The 17,305-nt window shown below is 55.4% G+C and carries 20 protein-coding genes and 5 pseudogenes; 11 read left to right on the forward strand and 14 right to left on the reverse strand.

Features of this window, described 5'->3' with window-relative positions; all coding sequences use genetic code 11:
• Positions 1–342: 342 nt before the first annotated feature.
• Positions 343–636: pseudogene (locus KPG66_RS14110) on the forward strand (IS3-like element ISBcen23 family transposase); the annotation flags it as partial.
• Here the strand turns inward: KPG66_RS14110 and KPG66_RS14115 are convergent.
• From KPG66_RS14115 to KPG66_RS18075, 8 genes and pseudogenes are all read right to left on the reverse strand, one after another.
• A pseudogene (locus tag KPG66_RS14115) lies at positions 614–789 on the reverse strand (integrase core domain-containing protein); the annotation flags it as partial. The pseudogenes KPG66_RS14110 and KPG66_RS14115 overlap by 23 nt on opposite strands.
• A 78-nt stretch (positions 790–867) precedes the next feature.
• On the reverse strand, positions 868–1,263 hold the full coding sequence (locus KPG66_RS14120) for a HepT-like ribonuclease domain-containing protein (protein WP_237071230.1): 396 nt from the start codon (positions 1,261–1,263) through the stop codon (positions 868–870).
• Entirely contained in the window at positions 1,260–1,550 is a 291-nt protein-coding gene (locus tag KPG66_RS14125; RefSeq protein ID WP_237071231.1) for a nucleotidyltransferase family protein, read from the reverse strand. The genes KPG66_RS14120 and KPG66_RS14125 overlap by 4 nt, the downstream gene beginning before the upstream one ends.
• 284 nt (positions 1,551–1,834) lie before the next feature.
• Positions 1,835–2,260, reverse strand: coding sequence for a type II toxin-antitoxin system VapC family toxin (locus KPG66_RS14130; protein WP_237071232.1), 426 nt, complete (start codon positions 2,258–2,260; stop codon positions 1,835–1,837).
• Positions 2,257–2,511 (reverse strand): type II toxin-antitoxin system prevent-host-death family antitoxin, encoded by a 255-nt coding sequence (locus tag KPG66_RS14135; protein WP_041755148.1) that lies wholly within the window; start codon positions 2,509–2,511, stop codon positions 2,257–2,259. The genes KPG66_RS14130 and KPG66_RS14135 overlap by 4 nt, the downstream gene beginning before the upstream one ends.
• Positions 2,512–2,990: 479 nt before the next feature.
• Positions 2,991–3,080, reverse strand: a pseudogene (locus KPG66_RS17795) (type II toxin-antitoxin system RelE family toxin); the annotation flags it as partial.
• Between the two features lie 160 nt (positions 3,081–3,240).
• Positions 3,241–3,468, reverse strand: a complete 228-nt coding sequence (relB, locus tag KPG66_RS14145; protein WP_237071233.1) for a type II toxin-antitoxin system RelB family antitoxin — start codon at positions 3,466–3,468, stop codon at positions 3,241–3,243.
• Positions 3,469–3,887: 419 nt separating this feature from the next.
• Entirely contained in the window at positions 3,888–4,028 is a 141-nt protein-coding gene (locus tag KPG66_RS18075; protein ID WP_442929449.1) for a hypothetical protein, read from the reverse strand.
• Positions 4,029–4,129: 101 nt separating this feature from the next.
• Here KPG66_RS18075 and KPG66_RS14155 point away from each other — a divergent pair.
• Positions 4,130–4,234, forward strand: a pseudogene (locus KPG66_RS14155) (transposase); the annotation flags it as partial.
• 346 nt (positions 4,235–4,580) lie between these two features.
• Here the strand turns inward: KPG66_RS14155 and KPG66_RS14160 are convergent.
• From KPG66_RS14160 to KPG66_RS14175, 4 genes are all read right to left on the reverse strand, one after another.
• Positions 4,581–4,778: a hypothetical protein gene (locus KPG66_RS14160; protein ID WP_237071234.1), complete on the reverse strand. Its 198-nt coding sequence runs from the start codon at positions 4,776–4,778 to the stop codon at positions 4,581–4,583.
• Positions 4,779–5,007: 229 nt separating this feature from the next.
• Positions 5,008–6,249, reverse strand: coding sequence for a Replication protein O (locus KPG66_RS14165; protein WP_237071235.1), 1,242 nt, complete (start codon positions 6,247–6,249; stop codon positions 5,008–5,010).
• A gap of 439 nt (positions 6,250–6,688) precedes the next feature.
• Positions 6,689–7,717 carry a ParB/RepB/Spo0J family partition protein gene (locus KPG66_RS14170; protein ID WP_041755097.1) on the reverse strand — a complete coding sequence of 343 codons (1,029 nt, stop codon included), beginning with the start codon at positions 7,715–7,717 and terminating at the stop codon, positions 6,689–6,691.
• Positions 7,714–8,934, reverse strand: a complete 1,221-nt coding sequence (locus KPG66_RS14175; protein ID WP_013436660.1) for a ParA family protein — start codon at positions 8,932–8,934, stop codon at positions 7,714–7,716. Before KPG66_RS14175 ends, KPG66_RS14170 begins: the two co-directional genes overlap by 4 nt.
• A 467-nt stretch (positions 8,935–9,401) precedes the next feature.
• Here KPG66_RS14175 and KPG66_RS14180 point away from each other — a divergent pair, with 467 nt between their 5' ends.
• Complete coding sequence (locus KPG66_RS14180) at positions 9,402–10,451, forward strand: Fic family protein (protein WP_041755145.1); 1,050 nt, start codon at positions 9,402–9,404, stop codon at positions 10,449–10,451.
• 48 nt (positions 10,452–10,499) lie between these two features.
• On the opposite strand, the gene KPG66_RS14185 is transcribed toward KPG66_RS14180, so the two are convergent.
• Positions 10,500–11,057: a hypothetical protein gene (locus KPG66_RS14185; protein ID WP_237071236.1), complete on the reverse strand. Its 558-nt coding sequence runs from the start codon at positions 11,055–11,057 to the stop codon at positions 10,500–10,502.
• A gap of 160 nt (positions 11,058–11,217) precedes the next feature.
• On the opposite strand from KPG66_RS14185, the gene KPG66_RS14190 reads away from it, so the two are divergent.
• The 5 genes from KPG66_RS14190 (at position 11,218) to KPG66_RS14205 (ending at position 14,057) form a co-directional block, all read left to right on the forward strand.
• Entirely contained in the window at positions 11,218–11,610 is a 393-nt protein-coding gene (locus tag KPG66_RS14190) for a helix-turn-helix domain-containing protein (protein ID WP_237071237.1), read from the forward strand.
• Between the two features lie 1,388 nt (positions 11,611–12,998).
• Positions 12,999–13,178 (forward strand): tyrosine-type recombinase/integrase, encoded by a 180-nt coding sequence (locus tag KPG66_RS14195; protein WP_336886362.1) that lies wholly within the window; start codon positions 12,999–13,001, stop codon positions 13,176–13,178.
• A gap of 21 nt (positions 13,179–13,199) precedes the next feature.
• A complete protein-coding gene (locus KPG66_RS17610) occupies positions 13,200–13,322 on the forward strand; it encodes a hypothetical protein (RefSeq protein WP_272907095.1) in 123 nt (40 codons plus the stop codon).
• Between the two features lie 58 nt (positions 13,323–13,380).
• Positions 13,381–13,725 carry a type II toxin-antitoxin system RelE/ParE family toxin gene (locus tag KPG66_RS14200; protein WP_237071239.1) on the forward strand — a complete coding sequence of 115 codons (345 nt, stop codon included), beginning with the start codon at positions 13,381–13,383 and terminating at the stop codon, positions 13,723–13,725.
• On the forward strand, positions 13,722–14,057 hold the full coding sequence (locus KPG66_RS14205) for a helix-turn-helix domain-containing protein (RefSeq protein ID WP_237071240.1): 336 nt from the start codon (positions 13,722–13,724) through the stop codon (positions 14,055–14,057). The genes KPG66_RS14200 and KPG66_RS14205 overlap by 4 nt, the downstream gene beginning before the upstream one ends.
• An 89-nt stretch (positions 14,058–14,146) precedes the next feature.
• Here KPG66_RS14205 and KPG66_RS14210 read toward each other — a convergent pair whose 3' ends face one another.
• Positions 14,147–14,470: a tyrosine-type recombinase/integrase gene (locus KPG66_RS14210; RefSeq protein ID WP_237071241.1), complete on the reverse strand. Its 324-nt coding sequence runs from the start codon at positions 14,468–14,470 to the stop codon at positions 14,147–14,149.
• 360 nt (positions 14,471–14,830) lie between these two features.
• Here KPG66_RS14210 and KPG66_RS14215 point away from each other — a divergent pair, with 360 nt between their 5' ends.
• The 3 genes and pseudogenes from KPG66_RS14215 to KPG66_RS14225 form a co-directional block, all read left to right on the forward strand.
• The gene (locus KPG66_RS14215) at positions 14,831–15,643 is read left to right on the forward strand and encodes a ParA family protein (protein WP_237071242.1); all 813 of its coding nucleotides are present in this window, start codon (positions 14,831–14,833) and stop codon (positions 15,641–15,643) included.
• Positions 15,644–16,525: a ParB/RepB/Spo0J family partition protein gene (locus KPG66_RS14220; protein ID WP_237071243.1), complete on the forward strand. Its 882-nt coding sequence runs from the start codon at positions 15,644–15,646 to the stop codon at positions 16,523–16,525.
• Between the two features lie 255 nt (positions 16,526–16,780).
• Positions 16,781–17,226: pseudogene (locus tag KPG66_RS14225) on the forward strand (transposase); the annotation flags it as partial.
• Between the last annotated feature and the right edge of the window lie 79 nt (positions 17,227–17,305).

The raw sequence follows: 17,305 nt of genomic DNA on the forward strand, positions 1-17,305 counted from the left end.
AAAGCGCTTCTTCATGTTCGTCTTCTTCTCCGAAAACGAACTTTACTAAACTCCGGCCGGCCCTGTTTGCCGGGGGCAGGTCAGCAAGCGACTGAAGGCGCTCATCCCGACACTGGTCGAAGCGATGACATCGCATGCTCACCTGTCGCTATCGAAGCAGATGCACCAGCGACTCAAGCAGATCAGCGCCGCTACCCTCGACCGGCTGTTGCGGAATGTGCGCGAGCAAGCTTTCAGTGGCCTATGCCGACGTGCTGGCGCAGTGGGCAATGCGATTCGCTGTGGTGTGCCGATCAAGGCCTTTACTGACTGGAATAATCCGCTGCCCGGTTATTTGGAGATCGCGTGCGGCGAATGTGGCGAGCGTTGCAGCTCAACATTGCGCGGCGGCGCCCTCACCGTCGTCGTTGTGGCAACGACATTGGCCTGCCCGGTGCGACACAATCCAATTCGGTATGGAGCTACGTCTTTATACACGACCAACTGGCGGATGATCGGGCGTTGAAAATGCTTTGCGTGAACAATGAATACACCCGCGAGTACCTAGCGACCGAGATCGGCACCCGCCTACGCTCGCGGGGCGGGATCCTGACTCTGTCGCGACTGATATGCAGTACTGTCGCCAAGCCTCGATTTTGCGCTTGGCGCCCTCGAGCGACAAGAACCCATGCGCGTTCAGGCATGCCTCACGCAAGCGCCCGTTGAACAACGCGTGCTTCGCGTTATCGGTGGATGCCAGGACGAGAGAAGTTGATTCTCAACGCCCCTCTTAGACGCCCAGTTGTCGAGCACTTGGTCGAGCGTGGCTGCTACCATCGATCTTCGGCAACCAGCAGGGGAGAATTGCTACCGTGCCAAATGTTCCCTTTAAAATTTAGAGTATGCTGCAGACGGATTATTTTTATCCGTCATCCCGTTAAGCAATGCCTGAATATCATCACGCAGTCGAGGCAAATCACGCTTCACTACGTTCCACACAACATCGAGATCAACCTGATAGTAGCCGTGCGCCAAGGCATTTCGCATTCCGTATGCGTTGCCCCACGGCAGATCAGCATGCGCTTCTACAAACTCAGGATGATGCTTGCGGATATTGTTGCTGGCCTCACCCACGATCTCGATATTGCGAACTATCGCGTCCTGCACCATATCCGTTGCTTCAAACACGGCCTTGTCCATGTTCTCCGAATAGCGCTCAATTCGCTGGATCGCTTCCACGATGTGTTCGAGGTACGCGGACAGGTGCTGTTTGTCTTTACTCATACGGGCACTGCCTGAGCCAGAACATCATCTCTGAATTTGATCGAAATAGCCTTCGGCGTCAGAACATCCACCGGCACCCCAAGCAAATCTTGCAGCTTGTACTGAATTCCGCCAATATCAAGCAGCGAAGTATCCGGCGTGGGATCGACAAGGATGTCCAGATCGCTGCCATCCTCGTCTTCGCCACGAGCAACGGAGCCAAATACACGAGGGTTCGTTGCCCGATTGGCGACGACGATCCTGCGAATCTCCTCGCGATGCCGACTTAATGCTTCGGATGGTTTCACTGGCTTCTCCCAAGCTGCAATCATAAAACCAGTATAGCCTAGTTGCTGGATGACTTTTAAAGAACGGCTGTCACGGTGGAGTTGTACAGCGAAGGTGCGGCGCGCTGCTCAGGCGACCAGTTGTCAAGAGCCTGGTCGAGCGGGGCGGGCAACAAGGCGTCAAACAGTCACGGTGCAATCCGAGTCGTTTTCATCGGGGCCATGGGGTCTTGGGCGTCTGCGGCACTGCAGCGGCTACCGGCACGGTTTTTCAACGTTTGCGTAAAAGGTACGAGCCCCTCAGGCTACGCGTCTCTCCAAGGATTCAGAAGATTGACGCCGGTCGCGGCAAAATCCGCCCCGTTACGGGTAACAACCGTCATCCCATGTACCAGCGCTGTGGCCGCAACCAATGCGTCTCGCTCTGACTGCCGGTGGGGTACATGCAATCGGGCGCAGCGCTGCGCCACACGAATATCAATCGGTAAAACGCGGTCTGCAAACTCGGGCAAGACGTGATGCTCTATCCAGGCTCGTAGTATCCTGCCCTGATCGGCATTGCGTCGCTCGATTTGCAAGACACCCGTTTCCAATTCCATGATGGTGATAGCGGACACAAAAAGCCAACCCGCATCCACGCTGGTAGTCCATGCGGTGACGTTGGCATCAGCTTTGCCGGCCCGAACCTTGCGCAACTCGGACACAACATGGGTATCGAGTACGTACATCAAGTCAGATCAGTCGGCCGCGTTTGAACATTAGCACGTGGCGGATTGAACTCGATGTCTTCCACGCCGGGCATAGCAAGCGTGTCCGCAATATTGCGGCGCTGTTGCGTGAGTTTTTGATAAGCCTCAAAGCTTAAAAGTACGTGGGCAGGCTTGCCGCGATCGGTAATGAACACCGGCCCGTTGTTGGCTGCCTTCTTGGCCCAGGTCACGTCGTGATTCAGTTCCCGGCTCGATAGCGTGGTGATCGTCATCGCGTACCTCCCAGCCGCTCGTTTTTCCGGCGCGCTGACGCCGGCGCGTGAGCGCGAACGCGTCCCCAACCGGGCGAGGCACAGCCGACGATCAAATCGGTCGCGCTTCGTCACGCCGTTCAGCGTTAACTTCTGCTCGCGACAGCCGTTCAGTCGCCAGTGGTAGCGCAGCTTCGCGGAGCGCGTGTCCCGGGGCCGACGTGAGGGCACCCATTCCCCCACGACGGGGCCTTTGCTGGGAAGACGAGCACCCGTGCAGCCGTGGGCAGTCCGGTGGCAATGTCAGCCCCTGGACACGCGCTGTTGGGCGCGGGACGCCAATCAGACCAGCGAGGCGCGCCCCGAATGGCGCAGATAATCGTAGATAAAAAGTGAGCGACCTAAAGCGCATTACCAATTTTAGTCAGACCGACATCACAGTAACGAGCAAGCCAGTCTGCAATCATGGGGGTTCGGCTTCCTTGGCCTTCTCGGATTTGCTAACGGTAAACCTCGCGTCGGTTACCGATCTGCACTACAAGAACGCATAAAGCGCTATCTTGAATCTTACAAATTACACGGTAATCACCTACCCGGTAACGCTAAAAGCTACCGAATGGGCCAGTCAATACTTTACCGATACTTCGAGGGTCTTCTAGACAAGCAACACGCTCGTCCATGAAGTCAACGATGCGTCGTGCGACGGGTTTATCAAGCTTACGTAGCTGCCCTTTGGCTGTATCAGTGTAATCAATCGTCCAGGCCAAGGTCTTTCCTTACGTCAGCAGCGGAATGCACTTTCTCCCGGCCCTTGCGGACACGTTCCAGCACGTCGGCAGCAAGGTAATAGTCCTCCATCTCTTCAATGCCACGATCGATGATTTCACGCAGGTAATATGCCTTTGTCCGCCCAGTATGAGTCGCTAGATGATCGAGCCGTTGCTCGGTTTCGGGAGTAAGACGAACTGAGGTAGCCATGTCGAAGACCTCCAAATGAATACATGTATTCAATGTATCACAATAATTACATCAAGAGAATCCAGATTAGATTGTAAATTGACATGCTCCCCCGGCTAAAGTCTGAAGATTCCTACGGCGCTCACCCCGGCATCGAGTCGCAGTGAGTCGCTTCGATGGGTTCCTGCTGCTGGTGGCATGACTACACCGCTCACTTTACAGGCGAACTGGGCGTGTCCCGTCCTTAGAATGCGGATTGCGCCCGACCAGGTCGATGTTTTCCTCACGACACAAATGAACCGCGCTTGCGTCTGGCGGTTGTTTGGCGACACATGGCCGCAACACAGGCAAATGCGGCTCGTATTCTGCGGTGGCACGGCGGTGAGCTGCCCCCTTTCCAAGCCAGTTTTACTCAGTTGGCGGCAGAACTCGAACCAGCCTTAACCAAGAATGGCCGTGTTCAGGCCGAACTTGGCCCGAACACGCTTACCTGGTTGCTCGAGTGTGCCTGCCGCCGACTTGACCATGTTTCGTACCTGCAAGTCCTCGATGCACGCCACCCCGTGGTTTTGACTGATCATGGTCGTGGCCTTGATCGAACTTGGTCTGTTTCGGATCGGGGTAACGAAAGCTGTCACACCGCCCTTTCTTCTTGAAGCGCGGCAGCCGGCCCGCTTGGCGAGCCAGCGTCTGCGCCGACTTCGAAGCGGAACTGGTGAAGTTCGACGACGAGGATGACCATGCCCATCTGCAAGTGAACTACCTACCGGAAGTCGCCGTCTCAGCTTGGGCTAAGCAGCAGTCCCGCCATTACTCCAACTTGCGCGGTAGCTTGAGCGTCGTGTTCGGCAGTCGCGTCCATGCGTAGCATGCCTTTGGACAATCAAGCAAAACAGATTGCAACTCTCAAACGCAAAAGCCGCGCAAGCATTGAGCCGTCCATTCTCTACGGCGCCAAAGACAGTAGTACTCGGCAGCCGCTGCTGCGCGTTCCTCGGCGTCGACTTGGTAGTCGCCGTGTTGCTGCGATCATCCGTGGCGATCCTGTATTTGCGTCCACCGGCGGCCAAGGAGCCTCGGTCAGACCGGCGAGGCCCGCCCTTTATTGCCTGATAATGTTTATTATCAGGTAATTATTTATCCCCAGTTGCGGCTAGCCCTACGCCCATGCTTTTGCGTTCAGAGAAGAAGGCCAGCGGCACAACAAACGCACATTTGCAGTCGATCGACGGGCTCAGGACATCAAACTCGGTGCGGCTTTGCTGCAAGACGCGGTATGCTGAGTACAAGCCGTATCGGAAAATGCTGGCGTTAGGGCCTTGCTTGTCCATGCGCTGCATGAGCGTGCGCGTCAGTTCTACAAGCGCTACAGATTTCAATCCTCGCCAGTGCATTCTATAACGTTAATGTTGCAACTACCGCAAGGCAGCCATACGCAACGGGCCACTGGCGCTACGATGTGAGCACCGGCGCTTACGCTAGATGGCCGGTGCGACATTAAACCCGTCCAAGCACTTGCCCGTCTTGCGGCGAATGGTGTTTGACTCTGTCTGTTCATGATTACGCCGAAAACGAGTACGCTGTTGCCCGGCGTTTTAACAGCTCCCGCATTTGCTGCACGTGTGTAAGGGAGCCAGCAACCTGCCCTCCCTCCTCGCTCGTCTTTTCAGATTTCTTGCAGCTTCCATCAACCGCTTGATGAACAGAATGGCACAGCTTTGCGCTGCGCTGTAACCGCCCACTCACGATGGCGCGTGCGATGTCTAGCATTCGAGTCCCGGCCGCTGATCTCGGCCGCATTTCGTCAGGAAGATGAAGCAAGGCGCTCGCCCCATCTTCACCGATTTCGACAGTCAGACCTTTCGTTGGATCGACGAACGTCAGGCCAGCCGCGTCGTGCAAAGCTTGGGTTAGGCTCCGATGTTCAACGTCGTGCTGAGTCCGTTGATGGGCTTCATCGCGGCGTTGGCGAGCCTGATGGCTGAAATCGACCGGTTTGCGAAGTAGCGATCGAAGGTATGCAATGGGGGCAACCGCTTTCTTAAGCGAGTGCCAGCACATGTCGACAACATCGGAGAGGCGCTTGCCGCTTTTTCGTGCCTCGGCCATGAGTTTGAAGATGAAAAATTTATTAAAGCCCAGCGAAGTGAGGCGTTCGAGGTCTTGAGGTAGGGTGCCTGGTTGTCTTTTTTGAAGAGTAGTAGGGTAAAGATCCTTATATATAGCACCGTCTGCCATGTTGGCAGACGGTAGAGTTGATGATTGTGTAGAGGATGTGGGAGTGGCTGGAGCATTGGCTGTGGCAGTGTCCAACGCCGGCGCTAATACCTTGTCTTGTGGCTCAACGAGGCCGAGCAAAGTCGCGGCTTTGGGCGTTAAATGCAAGTACGCACGGCCAAACAGGCCTACGCCGCCATGGCGCTTCTGGGGTGGACGGTCAATGAGGCCGGCCGCTTCGAGATCATCGAGACCGCGGTAGAACGTGCGCATCGACTGCAGCGCGCGGCCAGTAAGCAGCTCACGGCGCGCGAAGATAGCGGCGTAGGGCCGCTGAGCATCAACGGTGCGTGCAAGGGCCGCGAGCAGCGCGCGCGCGCGCGCGGGCAGCTGCGCGAGGTGTTCAGCGCGAAAGGCAGCCCGGAAAATTAGCCACGGCAGATTGGTGGTGTCGCAGGCGAACTGCGACAGTGCTTCAGTATCGTCTGGTACGGGGGTGAAGTGCTGTTGATTCGGGGGACAAACGCTTCCCTCGCCAGCAACAAAGTGTTGCGCGATAGACATATCCAGCGCCCATTTATACAAAATGGTCGATCAACGCTTGACTGTTTCTCACACTGCGCTACACTCTTAGTGCTTGATCTTACCGATTGCCGTCGGTCGAGCATAGCTGGGCGAGGTTGCAGTCAAGCCCTAGACTCAAAAGCCTTCGGTTGCCGCCGAAGGCTTTTGTTTGATAGTGTGGTCGTTAGATCATATTTCCCCCGAATTACCAACTCATTGATTTTTAACGATTCCCCGCTGGGGAAAGCTAAGAGTAGCTGAGTAAGGTTACAGTCGAACTCTATATTGAAAGGCCTCTGGTTCCAGCCAGGGGCCTTTTGTTTGGTGTCTTGGTCGGTAGGTCATTTTTGTTCCCTAATTTGCAACTCATTGATTTTTAACGATTCCCCACTGGGGAGAGTTAAGGTCGTGCTTGCTAGAGTGCATAACCTCTATGCTTTGACCATCCCCTATTGCGAATTCATTGCGTCGATTGAGCTTCTATCTGCGCGCGAATAAAGCTTTCAATTTTCTCTGCCCAACATGACGCTTTGATTTCGCTTTCCTTTCCGCTGAATCGCACGCCAATTACGCCATTGCGGACTGAAAGTTCGCAAAACTTTTTTTTGTCACTGAGAATCGTACGCGTGACCGGAGCTGTTGGTCGAGACGGTTTAGGCCTTGCCAACTCTAAAGCGCGTTTTTGAGACATTGATTCATCACTGACTAGAGCTTCGATCGCTTTAACTACTGATTCCGCGTTTCCATTGCTTGCCAAAAACGCGAATTTTTCCGCAGCGTGTCCACCGATCCTGTCAGGGCGTTTCGCAATTGCTTCGAGAGCTGTTGAGGGAAGTTTCTCAAAAGCTAGAATGCGTGAAACGTGGGAGGTGCTAAGTCCCGATGCCTCAAGGATGTCGGCACGAGTAAACCCCGACTCTTTTTGGAGTCGAACAAATTGTCTATATTTTTCATAGTCCGGCAGCGAAGGGGCGAGTAAGTTGGAGAACGTGGCACCTAGCTCTGCGCTCCTGGCGTCGCCAATAAACGGGATGCCGCGAATCTTCGTCCTACCGAGGTCATCGCGATAGATCGCTACGCGATTGTTTCCCGATACAATCTCGTTTTTCCCGTTGCCGAGTGGACGATATACAATCGGGTGAACCAGTTCGTTCTTAGCTAGATTTGAACGAAGTTCTTCGTACTCCGACGGGGAGAGCACTCGGCGCCGTCCTGGTACTTCAACCAAAGTGGCAATATCTACCTCAACAGCGCCGGCTGTGCCACCTACACTCTGTAGTGCTTCAAGTTGATGTAAAGCGTCATCGAGTTGCCGCTTGACCTCTTCCGCCTCTGCTGCGGAAGCTGCGGCTCTATCTTCCGCCTCATTAATCCTGTTTGCGAACTCGAACATCCGCCCTGGCGCTGTACGCGCTATGCCCTGTCGAGCGGTCCGGTTTGATTGTTGGCTGGGTTCCAGGGCCGCCGTTTTTTCAAGTAATTTACTCATTCGGTGATCTCCTTCGTCCACATCCGGACAAAATGGTCATCGATACATTCGGAAAGAGCGTCGAGAGGCGCTTTTAAACGCTCGTATTGCTCGCCGGTCATCCGGGTTGCTCCGTCGGCATCGACGTCAAGCCGTTTTTGGTCGTAGACTGTCGACAAAGCGCCAAGGGAGGCTGCTTGAACTTTTGAATCGGGCACATACAAAGGAAAGACTCTATCGCCGTAAGCTTTCCTAATCCAACCCTGCACGCCCCTTGACGCGTCAAAAGGGCGAACTTTGGTCATGAAGATGTTGATAAAATCGTAGCGTTTGCTTTCCGCCTTCGGCAGGCGGCTCGCGATTTCCGCAAACATTTGCCAAAATTGAGTGGAACTCGCGAAGTCCAGTGCTTCAGGGGGTAAAGGCATGACGATCGCGTCTGCTGCCATCAGCACATTTGTAGTTAAGTAGCTGAGTGCTGGGGGAGTGTCGATGACAGCCACGTCGTACTCCGATAGCAGTGGCTGTAGCCCTTTGTTCACTATATTCCAAAACTCAAACCGACTATCTTGTGAAATGTTCGCTGGAATTGCGTACTCGGCATCCTGAAGAGTGTTGCAGGCAGGGATTACATCGAGATTCGTCCAATAGGTCTTCCTGACTGCGTATTGAAGTGTGCTTTCATCGCCATAAATGAGCGGCAGCAGCGTGTCGGTATCGGTAATTTCGGCATCGGGTGCGTAGCCGCACAGCTGGGTCGCCGAGCCCTGCGGATCGCAATCAATAAGCAGAACCTTGCGACCTAATAGCGTAAGCTTCTGCGCTACGCTTACTGAGGTGGACGTTTTTGCAACTCCACCTTTAAAGTTGGCAAACGCTACTACCCTTCCTCGTACCCCTTGCGGCCGTTGCGCCCGACGGCTGGTTGCCTTGATCCAAGTTAGCGTTTCCTCGAGCGAAAATAGCTTGGCCTTACCTGGACCAGTTTGCGTTCCGGCAGGAAGTCCTAATTTTGTAGTAAGGTACTTCATTCGCTGTTTCTCGAGCCCGCAGAGAGTCGCGATGTTTGCCGCTGTAAAAGTAGGAGGATGCTTACGTGGATAAGGTTCAAGCATTGTCGCTCGCACCTGATCCAACATGTCCAACGCTCGACCGGCGATTTCGTCCCGGATGTCAGCGATGGACACGGATTGATCAATCTCCGGCACCTTTGAAATGAGCAGATCATTTGCGGTCACGGTGCTATCCTAGTTGCTTAGAAATTTCGAGGTGGTATGAAAAAAACCAGCTAACCCGGAGAATAAAGGGTCGCTCCGTAAAATTCAAGTAAACTCTACAAGGTTGATGTGTTGCGATGCGAGAAATAGATCATCAACGGCGCGCACAACACACCACGGTTCAAGCGCCGACATATTCAAATCCGCTCGACAGCGGGGCTTCCTACGGAGTGTTATGCACTCTCAGCGAGGCTCAGAATCGAATCGAGTTCGAGAACGCAGACCTTATCCGAGCGACGTGACGGACGAAGAATGGAGCTTCGCTGCTCCGTATTTGTCGTTGATGGAGCCAGACGCATTACAAAGACGGTATGAATTGCGCGAGTTGTCTTGTAGAGCAGTCCTTCGGGATTCCAGCGTACCCGTCGTGTCATTCTTCATTCATTTTGCATTGTGAGAATGGGTGGAAATGGGTGTATGATTGGCTCATGTTTCGAACCGACACCCTTCAAATCACGCCAGAGATCCTGGGTCTGATTGCCCGGATCGACGAATTCAAAGGTGCATGGCGTGCCCTGGGCACGCTTGCGCCAGGCCGGTTGTTGTCCCTGCGACGAGTGGCGACCATTGAGAGCATCGGCTCGTCCACCCGCATTGAAGGCAGCAGGCTTTCTGACCGGGAAGTCGAACGATTGCTGTCGAACTTGGCTATCCAAAAGCTCGAAACGAGAGATGAGCAGGAAGTGGCAGGATATGCCGAACTCATGGACTTGATGTGCCATTCATGGCAGGACCTTCCATTCAACGAGAATCACATCAAGCAACTGCATCAAATCCTTCTGCGGCATAGCCTGAAGGACGAACGGCACCGGGGCCACTACAAGACAAGTTCCAACAGCGTCGCCGCTTTCGACGAAAATGGCAGGCAACTCGGCGTCGTGTTCGAAACGGCCACACCCTTTGACACGCCGCGCCTCATGACCGAATTGGTATCGTGGGTCAGCGCCGAGCGCGAAAAAGCACGCCTGCACCCGCTGCTGATCGTTGCCATTTTTGTCGTCGTGTTTTTGGAAATCCATCCATTCCAGGATGGAAATGGGCGGCTCAGTCGTGTGCTGACGACCTTGCTGCTGCTTCAGGCTGGCTATGCCTATGTGCCGTATAGTTCGCTGGAAAGCGTGATCGAGGCGAACAAGGAGAGCTACTATCTGGCTTTGCGTCAGACCCAAGGGACAATCCGCAGCGATAAGCCGGACTGGCAGCCGTGGCTGATGTTTTTTCTTCGCTCGCTTGCCGAACAGGTGCGACGGCTTGAGAAGAAAGTGGAGCGCGAGAAGATCGTGCTGGCGTCTTTGCCTGCGCTGTCCTTACAAATTGTCGAGTTCGCCCGGGAGCACGGACGAATCACAATGGCCGAAGCGATCAAGCTCACCGGTAGCAGCCGCAATACGTTGAAGCAGCACTTCCGCGATCTGGTCGAAAGAGGGCATTTGGAGCCGCACGGCAGTGGGCGCGGCGCGTGGTACGGCATGAAATAACGAGGCTCGCAATGAGCGTAAGGCCATGTCCGCTCATTGCGAGCCGCGTCAAGTACGATACCCATCTCGCAGCACAACACGCAATGCCCGTCGCATCGCCCGCGCGAGACGGATTGCGGTATGACGATAAAGCCCCTGCACAATCGCATAATCGAGCCCGTCGGCCTCGACCACGATGCACCACTTCGCCTGGTGCCTGGGATCGCAAAGCCGCCGCGGCGAGGCCTGCGGCTCACTGGGTGTCGCGCGCAACGACAGCAGTACTGCGCGGCGCCCGCTTGGCGAGACCAAGCAAACGCGATTGATCCGATGCATCGCGATACGGATTGGCTCCGATTCCACCCCATACCAAACGATACCCGTTGTACTAATACTGAACCGGCTTTCGCTCAGGGCCAGCTTCAACCGACGCAGCCAATACCAGGCGCTCAGCAACTCGCACAGCACGACTGCGATGCCCAATTCAAGATGCACGATGAATGCGGTGGCGGTCGTGCCGGCGGCGGCGAGCCATACGCCCATGCTTTTGCTTTCAGTAAGGAAGGCCGGCAGCACGATGAAGCGCACGTGTGCCTGGTCCACTGCATTGACGTGAAATCCTTTCACCGCGGTATCTGCTGCCGGATAGCTCTGGGTCGTGCGGGTAAGGTGCACGTAAGTTTGCCCTTTAGAAAATAATGTATTACAAATATTATTACGTACGACCTTCTTCTGTAAACCGACTCCTATCCGCACACTCGCGGTTTCGGTTTAACGGGAAGGGCAGGTGGCGCAGGAGAATGAGTCGCGCAGCAAACTCGCGCGAACGATAGGCCAAGCCATCGCGCGACAGCGCAGGCTGCGTGGACTGACACAGGAACAGCTCTCGGAAGCGGCGGGGCTGGCGCAGGCCTCGCTGTCCCAGATAGAGCGCGGCAGGGTGCTGCCCGGTCTTGACCGGTTGGCGCAGCTCGCGCAGTTGCTCGACTGTCGCCTCGTGGATTTGGTGGCAGAAGGGGGCACCGGTGCGCTGGACTGCGCTATGCGCATGCACGCGAAGTTGGCGGCGTTATCGCCCACGCAGCAGGAGGCACTGGAACATCTGCTGGACGAGGCCATTGTGATGGTGACCGGCACTCGCACGGCCGCTCGCAAGCGTGGTCGGAAAGCCGCGAGTTGACACGGCGAGGGTGCCGCGTGGCATCGTATCGAGTGCTCCACGCCCGTGCGTGTACGCTGCGTTGTTCAGAACAGGACTCAGTGTGCTTATCGCAACGCATGTGGCACGAGCGCAAAAATGAGCAGGTAAAACTAGATTCTACGCACGTTGTAGCGTACGCTACAACGTGCGCGCCTCCCGTAAAAGCTCACCCCGATGGTATGTCGACTATAGGTAGTCTTGTTGGTTTTCAACCATAGTTGACAGTTTTGCTGTGAGCGCCGCGCTGCCCTTTCAAGCATCAAGCCGCTGCAAACCGCTCAACGCTTGAATTGCGTGGCCGCTGCCCCAGTGGACTCGTGCGCTGTCAAGGAGCACAGGGTGCGGCGACAGAGGGGGCCGTCCACCTGAATCCGTTTGCGGGTCAGCGCTGGGTTTGCCTCAAGATGGACGGCGAATACGGTGGCACGATAAGTCAGCCATACGGGGAACCTGTCTACGTGAAACAATGACAATTTAAACGCCCTAGCCGGGAAACCAATGGCAGCAAGGCAGAGCGCTGTAATAGGGCAATTGTTTCACGACTTTTCGCGACAGGAAGGGTGGTTGGCAGGTGTATCGACGGCAGTTTGAGGCGCTATTCGGGCAGAACTGCGCCGGCATTGTTTTTTGTAACATATGTTACGTAATTTGTAATTTATTAAATGCTGTACCCCTCGTGCCATTGGCAAATCTACCTATCGTCACCGGCAAAAATAATTGTCGCCAGACAAGAGCGCTTGTAGCGCGACGCACAAGAGCGAGAGTCAGCGCTGGCCCAAGTGTGCGCCGATTGTGCTCGCTAACTCGATAATTGCGGGCCGACATCGCGCGCGTCTGATTCAAGAGCGCGATGCCGTTGTACGGCGGGTTGAGCAGAATGCGGCGCAGCACCACGCTAAATTTCAGGTGTAACTGGGTGACGCGTGCCAGTAGAGCGGTGTGCTTGAAGGCAGCTTGGCGGCGCTGCGTCGCATCAACACCGACACTGAAAAAGCGCGGCGCGCGCAGGCTAAGTCTGCATCGGGTCGACCGCCGGCCCTATTGGGTGGCAACGCCCAGCGACGCATGCAGTGACGCAGTCCCGACCCTTGGGGGCCTGAGCGAGGCATGGGCGGTAGTTGGTGAACTCAATGAGTGGCCTCATGATCCTGTAGTGTAGGTACCGGATTACCAAACCAAGAACACCTCGATTGCTAGCGCGGCAATGGGGCTTCTGCGATCGGTGCGTGCTGCACGTGTGGTGCGCCTTTTTGGCGTGCCTGCCAAAGGTCGTAGGCAGCCTGCCCGGCCATCCATACATTAGCCCGGCCGCAGCTGTCGCAGGCTGCGGATGAAGGTGTGCTGTTCCGGCAGAAGCGGGAGACAGTATCGACACGCGTAACTTGGGATGGATGGTATCGGACTACACCAAGCGTTCGGGGGACAAGAGCGGTTCGTGCCACCTGTTCCATCACACGATGGTGACGCTGATGCTGGAGAATGGAGCGGACGTGCGGTTCATGCAGGTAATGCTGCGCCACGCGCAGCTCACGAGCACGCAGATGTAAACACAGGTGGCGATTCGGGAGATGAATGAAATTTACACGGCGACGCACCCGGCGTGGCTGGAGCGGCCAGAGCAGCAAGAGATCGAAGTGGCGAAGCCTGCGCGGCGGCTGCATCGGGTGTATGAAAAGAGAAAATCGAAGTGAAGAGCGGGCACGGATTGCTGGCTGAACCGGAATCGAAATTGGTATAAAATTTTATACAATGAGAGCTGAAAAAGAAATCCGCTGGGTTGGCTCATCCTACGATGACATCCTTGAGTTCCCGTCTGAGGCTCGCCGAGAGGCGGGCTTTCAACTGGGCCGAGTTCAAGCGGGGCTTGATCCTGAAGACTGGAAGCCGTTCGACGACGTGAGCGCAGGGGTACGGGAGATTCGCATCCGGGATGTGAGCGGGATCTATCGGGTAATGTACGTGGCGAAGTTCGAGGAAGCGATCTACGTATTGCACTGCTTCCAAAAGAAGACGCAAGCGACGCCGAAGCCCGACAAAGAGATCGCAGCGGCTCGCTATCGGGCGATTGTCCGGGAAAGGAAGGAACAGAGATGAACAAAGTTGATACAAGTATTCGGCATGTGACGAAGCCGGAAGCAAACCTGTTCGTAGAACTCGGCTTCGCGCCTGACGAGGCGCAGCGGTATCAAGCCAAGTCGCAAGCGCTCATCAGTCAGACGATGGCGCTCAAAGAGCAACTCATGGGCGAACTCGCGTCGTGGATCGAGCTTCATCATCTCAAGCAAGCGGAGGCTGCGCAGATATTGCATATTACGCGGCCTCGCGTGTCGGACGTAGTAAATAAAAAGGCGGGCAAGTTTACGATCGACACATTAGTGGACATGCTGGCTCGCGCTGGCAAGCCGGTCAAAGTCATGGTGGGATAAATCTGGTGCAAGCAGTGTTAGCGGTAACGAGCTATCTTTTTTAGGCCGTTCTCGATGCGGTATTGAGCGAGGCGCGCCGCATATAAAGTCTACGAGATGAATCCGTCTTCGCTTTGTCCATTGGGCAGTATGGGCGGTGCATCGTGCCAGTGCATTTTGTGACCGACCACCGTCTCGCGGTGCCGCGTGTCCTCTTCCTGGTGCAGGTATCGGCTTGTAGTGGTCAGCGACACGTGATCCAGATTGTCGCGCATCGTGCGCAGATCGAGGCCACCGTCGGCCTGATTTGACCCGGCGGTACGCCTGAGCCAGTGCGCCGACGCACGGTCCAGCTCGTCAGCGCGCTTGGCGAACTCGGCCCCACGCGCCCGCAGCCACGTCGCGGTAAGGCTGAATATATCCTTGCGCGTCATTGAGGGTCGAGCGCGACAGACAGCGGCGTTGGCCTTTAAAAGGCATGACCAGCGGCGTGGTGTCAGCTTGGTCGGGCAACGGAAGCAGGCCACATGCTTGGCGATAGTGGGCCAGCTCAGCGATCAGCTCCGGCGACGCCGGCACGATTTGCGCGCGTTGTCCCTTGCCAACGATCTCGAGCCATCATTAGTGCTGCTCCTGCGCGCTCAGATGCCGCGAGAAGTCGCCCATTGTTGCGCCGGCGACCTTGGGTTTCCGTTGCCCCACAGCTACAGTGTCCAAAGTTTGGACGAGTCTGAGATTTACTTCTACTGGATGCGAAGGTATCGTGCACGGAAATCAGATGTAACGCACACGGAATGCCCTTTTTCAAACAAACAAAAGTTTTTGCCGTGACCAACCACAAGGGTGGCGTCGGCAAGACGACAACAACGATCAACCTGGCTGACGGTTTTGCCAGCGCCGGATTGAATGTTCTCGTTGTCGATCTGGATCCGCAGGCGAACGCAAGCCTACATGTCGGGAAAGAACACCCGAGCGCGGTGACGGTGACATCGGCTGAGCTCCTGCTCGGAGGCGTCGACATTCTTCCAAGAGCGGTTCAGGAGGACACCCACATCGACGGTGTTTCGTTGATCTATGGGTCGCTTGCGCTTGGTAAAGCCGAAGATGAACTGAAGGATCAGACTCCGCGGCCGTCCGAAGAACTTCGTATGAAGTTGGAGCCGGCGGACGGCATCTACGATGTGATCCTGATCGACTGTCCACCAAGCCTCAAGCTGCTCACGAGTAACGCTATAGCCGCCGCTACTCATGTCATTGTTCCGGTTGAGTCGGGCTCCCAGTATGGCCTGTACGGTGCTGAGGACTTGTTAAAGCACATAGAAAAGATCAAGCGCGTCAACCCAACGCTCAAACTTCTCGGTGCCCTGCTTCTCAAGCACGACGAGCGTCAAACAGTTTGCAAAATGCTCGAGAGCACCGCAGTTAAGACATTCGGACAGATTTTGCCAGTAAAGATTTCGACGAGCACGAAGGTGAACCAGGCGGCAGTCATGCAGCAAAGCTTGCATGCGTTGGACCGTTCGTCCAAGGTGGCTCGCGAGTATCGCCAGCTGTCGAGCGAGCTTATCAAGATGCTCGGCCTCAAGGCACAAACTGCGGAGGTGTAGATGGCTTCAAAAAATTTGAAGGTTATGCTTGAGGCGAAGGCTGCCGAGAACACCAAGCGGCACCATGAGGCAAGCCATACGAGCGATTTTGATGTTGGTCGTCAGCACATGATGATTCCGGTCGACAAGATCGAGCCGAATCCGTTCCAGCCGCGTACTGTTTTTAATGAGGCCAAGATACGCGAGCTCGCGACCACAATTAGCGCTGACGGGCTCGGGGAACCGGTGCTGCTGCGTCGTAAAGGCGACGGATACCAGCTCATTGCTGGCGAAAGGCGCTGGCGAGCAGTTAAATTGTTGAACCAGCCGACAATCGAGGCGCTCGTCATTGATGCGGATGATGCGAAGACCGCGATACTTGCGCTTGTGGAAAATTTACAGCGCGAGGACTTGGCTGACTTCGAAGTGGCACTCGGAATCAAGCTAGTGATGGATCAGTTCCCTCAGCGGTCCAAACTCGCGGAGTACTTAGGTATTGAGCGGTCGGATTTTTATCGCTATCTAGCGTTTCACGCTCTGCCTGAGTCTGTCCAGGAGCGGCTGCGGGCAAATCCAGCATTGCTCGGTCGCGTGGCGGCTGCGGATATCGTCAAGGTACTGAAGGACGGCGAGAGTGCCCCCGATCTCGTTGAGCGGCTCGATCAAGCTATCACCCTTGTGGAGCGAGGACGGCTGGATCAGACTAAGGTCGCCAGTCATATTGCGAGAACGAGCGGTGGTGGTGTCTCGCTAGCTCAAAAAACCCCTTTGATGTCAAATGGCAGCAAAGCTGGAACTTTCGCACGCGACCATAAGAACGTTGTGGTTAAGATAGCGGCTGAAGCGCTATCCGATGAAAAAGCAGCCAAGCTGCAAAAATTCGTCGTTGAGTTGCTTAGATAGCGAGTCCAGGTTTCAACTTGTCCAAAGTTTGGACACGAGTCATGAACCAAGACCTTCCACTGCAAGGGGCCGCAAAAACAACCCCTACAACCCTGTCCAAACTTTGGACAACGCGTTTAGGCGCTATGAGACAGCAGCGCATAGGTAAGGTAGGCTATGCCGGTGTCAACAGCACTTTAGAAGTGGCTCTTTGTAGTGGTCTAATGAAACCGGACACTGATCTAGGCGAGAATGCTCGCCATGAAGAGGTGTCTGATGACGAAGCAGCGACGTACGTTTTCCCCGGAATTCAAACAGCAAGCCGCCTGTCTGATGCTCGACCAGGGCTATAGCGATATGGAGGCGAGCCGTTCGGTCGGCGTCGGTGAGACGGTACTGCGTCGCTGGGTGCACCAGCTTCAGCAGGAACGTCAGGGCATCACGCCGCAAGGCAAGGCGATCACACCGGATCAGCAACGCATTAAAGAACTCGAGGCGCGTATAGAACGCCTCGAACGTGAGAAGGCCATTTTATAAAAGGCTACCGCGCCCTTGATATCGGAAGGCATCGAACGTATGAAGTAATTGATCGGATCTGCGGGAGCGAATCGATCGAACTGATCTGCTCGGTATTCGGCGTATCGCGGTCCTGTCTGTATGCGTATCGGGATCGTGCCAAACACGTTGATGCCGAACGCATGGCGTTGCGTAGCCGAGTTGACCTGCCCCCGGCAAATAGGGCCGGCCGGAGTTTAGTAAAGTTCGTTTTCGGAGAAGAAGACGAACATGAAGAAGCGCTTT

Origin of the sequence: Mycetohabitans sp. B2 (assembly GCF_021733735.1) — a bacterium.
Lineage (GTDB): Bacteria > Pseudomonadota > Gammaproteobacteria > Burkholderiales > Burkholderiaceae > Mycetohabitans > Mycetohabitans rhizoxinica.

Bases quoted from the DNA above. Each gene is read 5' to 3' on its own strand.
- KPG66_RS14160 (WP_237071234.1), bottom strand. From the start codon at position 4,778: ATGGACAAGCAAGGCCCTAACGCCAGCATTTTCCGATACGGCTTGTAC.
- KPG66_RS14170 (WP_041755097.1), bottom strand. From the start codon at position 7,717: ATGAGTAAATTACTTGAAAAAACGGCGGCCCTGGAACCCAGCCAACAA.
- relB (WP_237071233.1), bottom strand. From the start codon at position 3,468: ATGGCTACCTCAGTTCGTCTTACTCCCGAAACCGAGCAACGGCTCGAT.
- KPG66_RS14205 (WP_237071240.1), top strand. From the start codon at position 13,722: ATGAACAAAGTTGATACAAGTATTCGGCATGTGACGAAGCCGGAAGCA.
- KPG66_RS14120 (WP_237071230.1), bottom strand. From the start codon at position 1,263: ATGAGTAAAGACAAACAGCACCTGTCCGCGTACCTCGAACACATCGTG.
- KPG66_RS14215 (WP_237071242.1), top strand. From the start codon at position 14,831: ATGCCCTTTTTCAAACAAACAAAAGTTTTTGCCGTGACCAACCACAAG.
- KPG66_RS14180 (WP_041755145.1), top strand. From the start codon at position 9,402: ATGTTTCGAACCGACACCCTTCAAATCACGCCAGAGATCCTGGGTCTG.
- KPG66_RS14200 (WP_237071239.1), top strand. From the start codon at position 13,381: ATGAGAGCTGAAAAAGAAATCCGCTGGGTTGGCTCATCCTACGATGAC.
- KPG66_RS14135 (WP_041755148.1), bottom strand. From the start codon at position 2,511: ATGACGATCACCACGCTATCGAGCCGGGAACTGAATCACGACGTGACC.
- KPG66_RS14210 (WP_237071241.1), bottom strand. From the start codon at position 14,470: ATGACGCGCAAGGATATATTCAGCCTTACCGCGACGTGGCTGCGGGCG.
- KPG66_RS14220 (WP_237071243.1), top strand. From the start codon at position 15,644: ATGGCTTCAAAAAATTTGAAGGTTATGCTTGAGGCGAAGGCTGCCGAG.
- KPG66_RS17610 (WP_272907095.1), top strand. From the start codon at position 13,200: ATGAATGAAATTTACACGGCGACGCACCCGGCGTGGCTGGAGCGGCCA.
- KPG66_RS18075 (WP_442929449.1), bottom strand. From the start codon at position 4,028: ATGATCAGTCAAAACCACGGGGTGGCGTGCATCGAGGACTTGCAGGTA.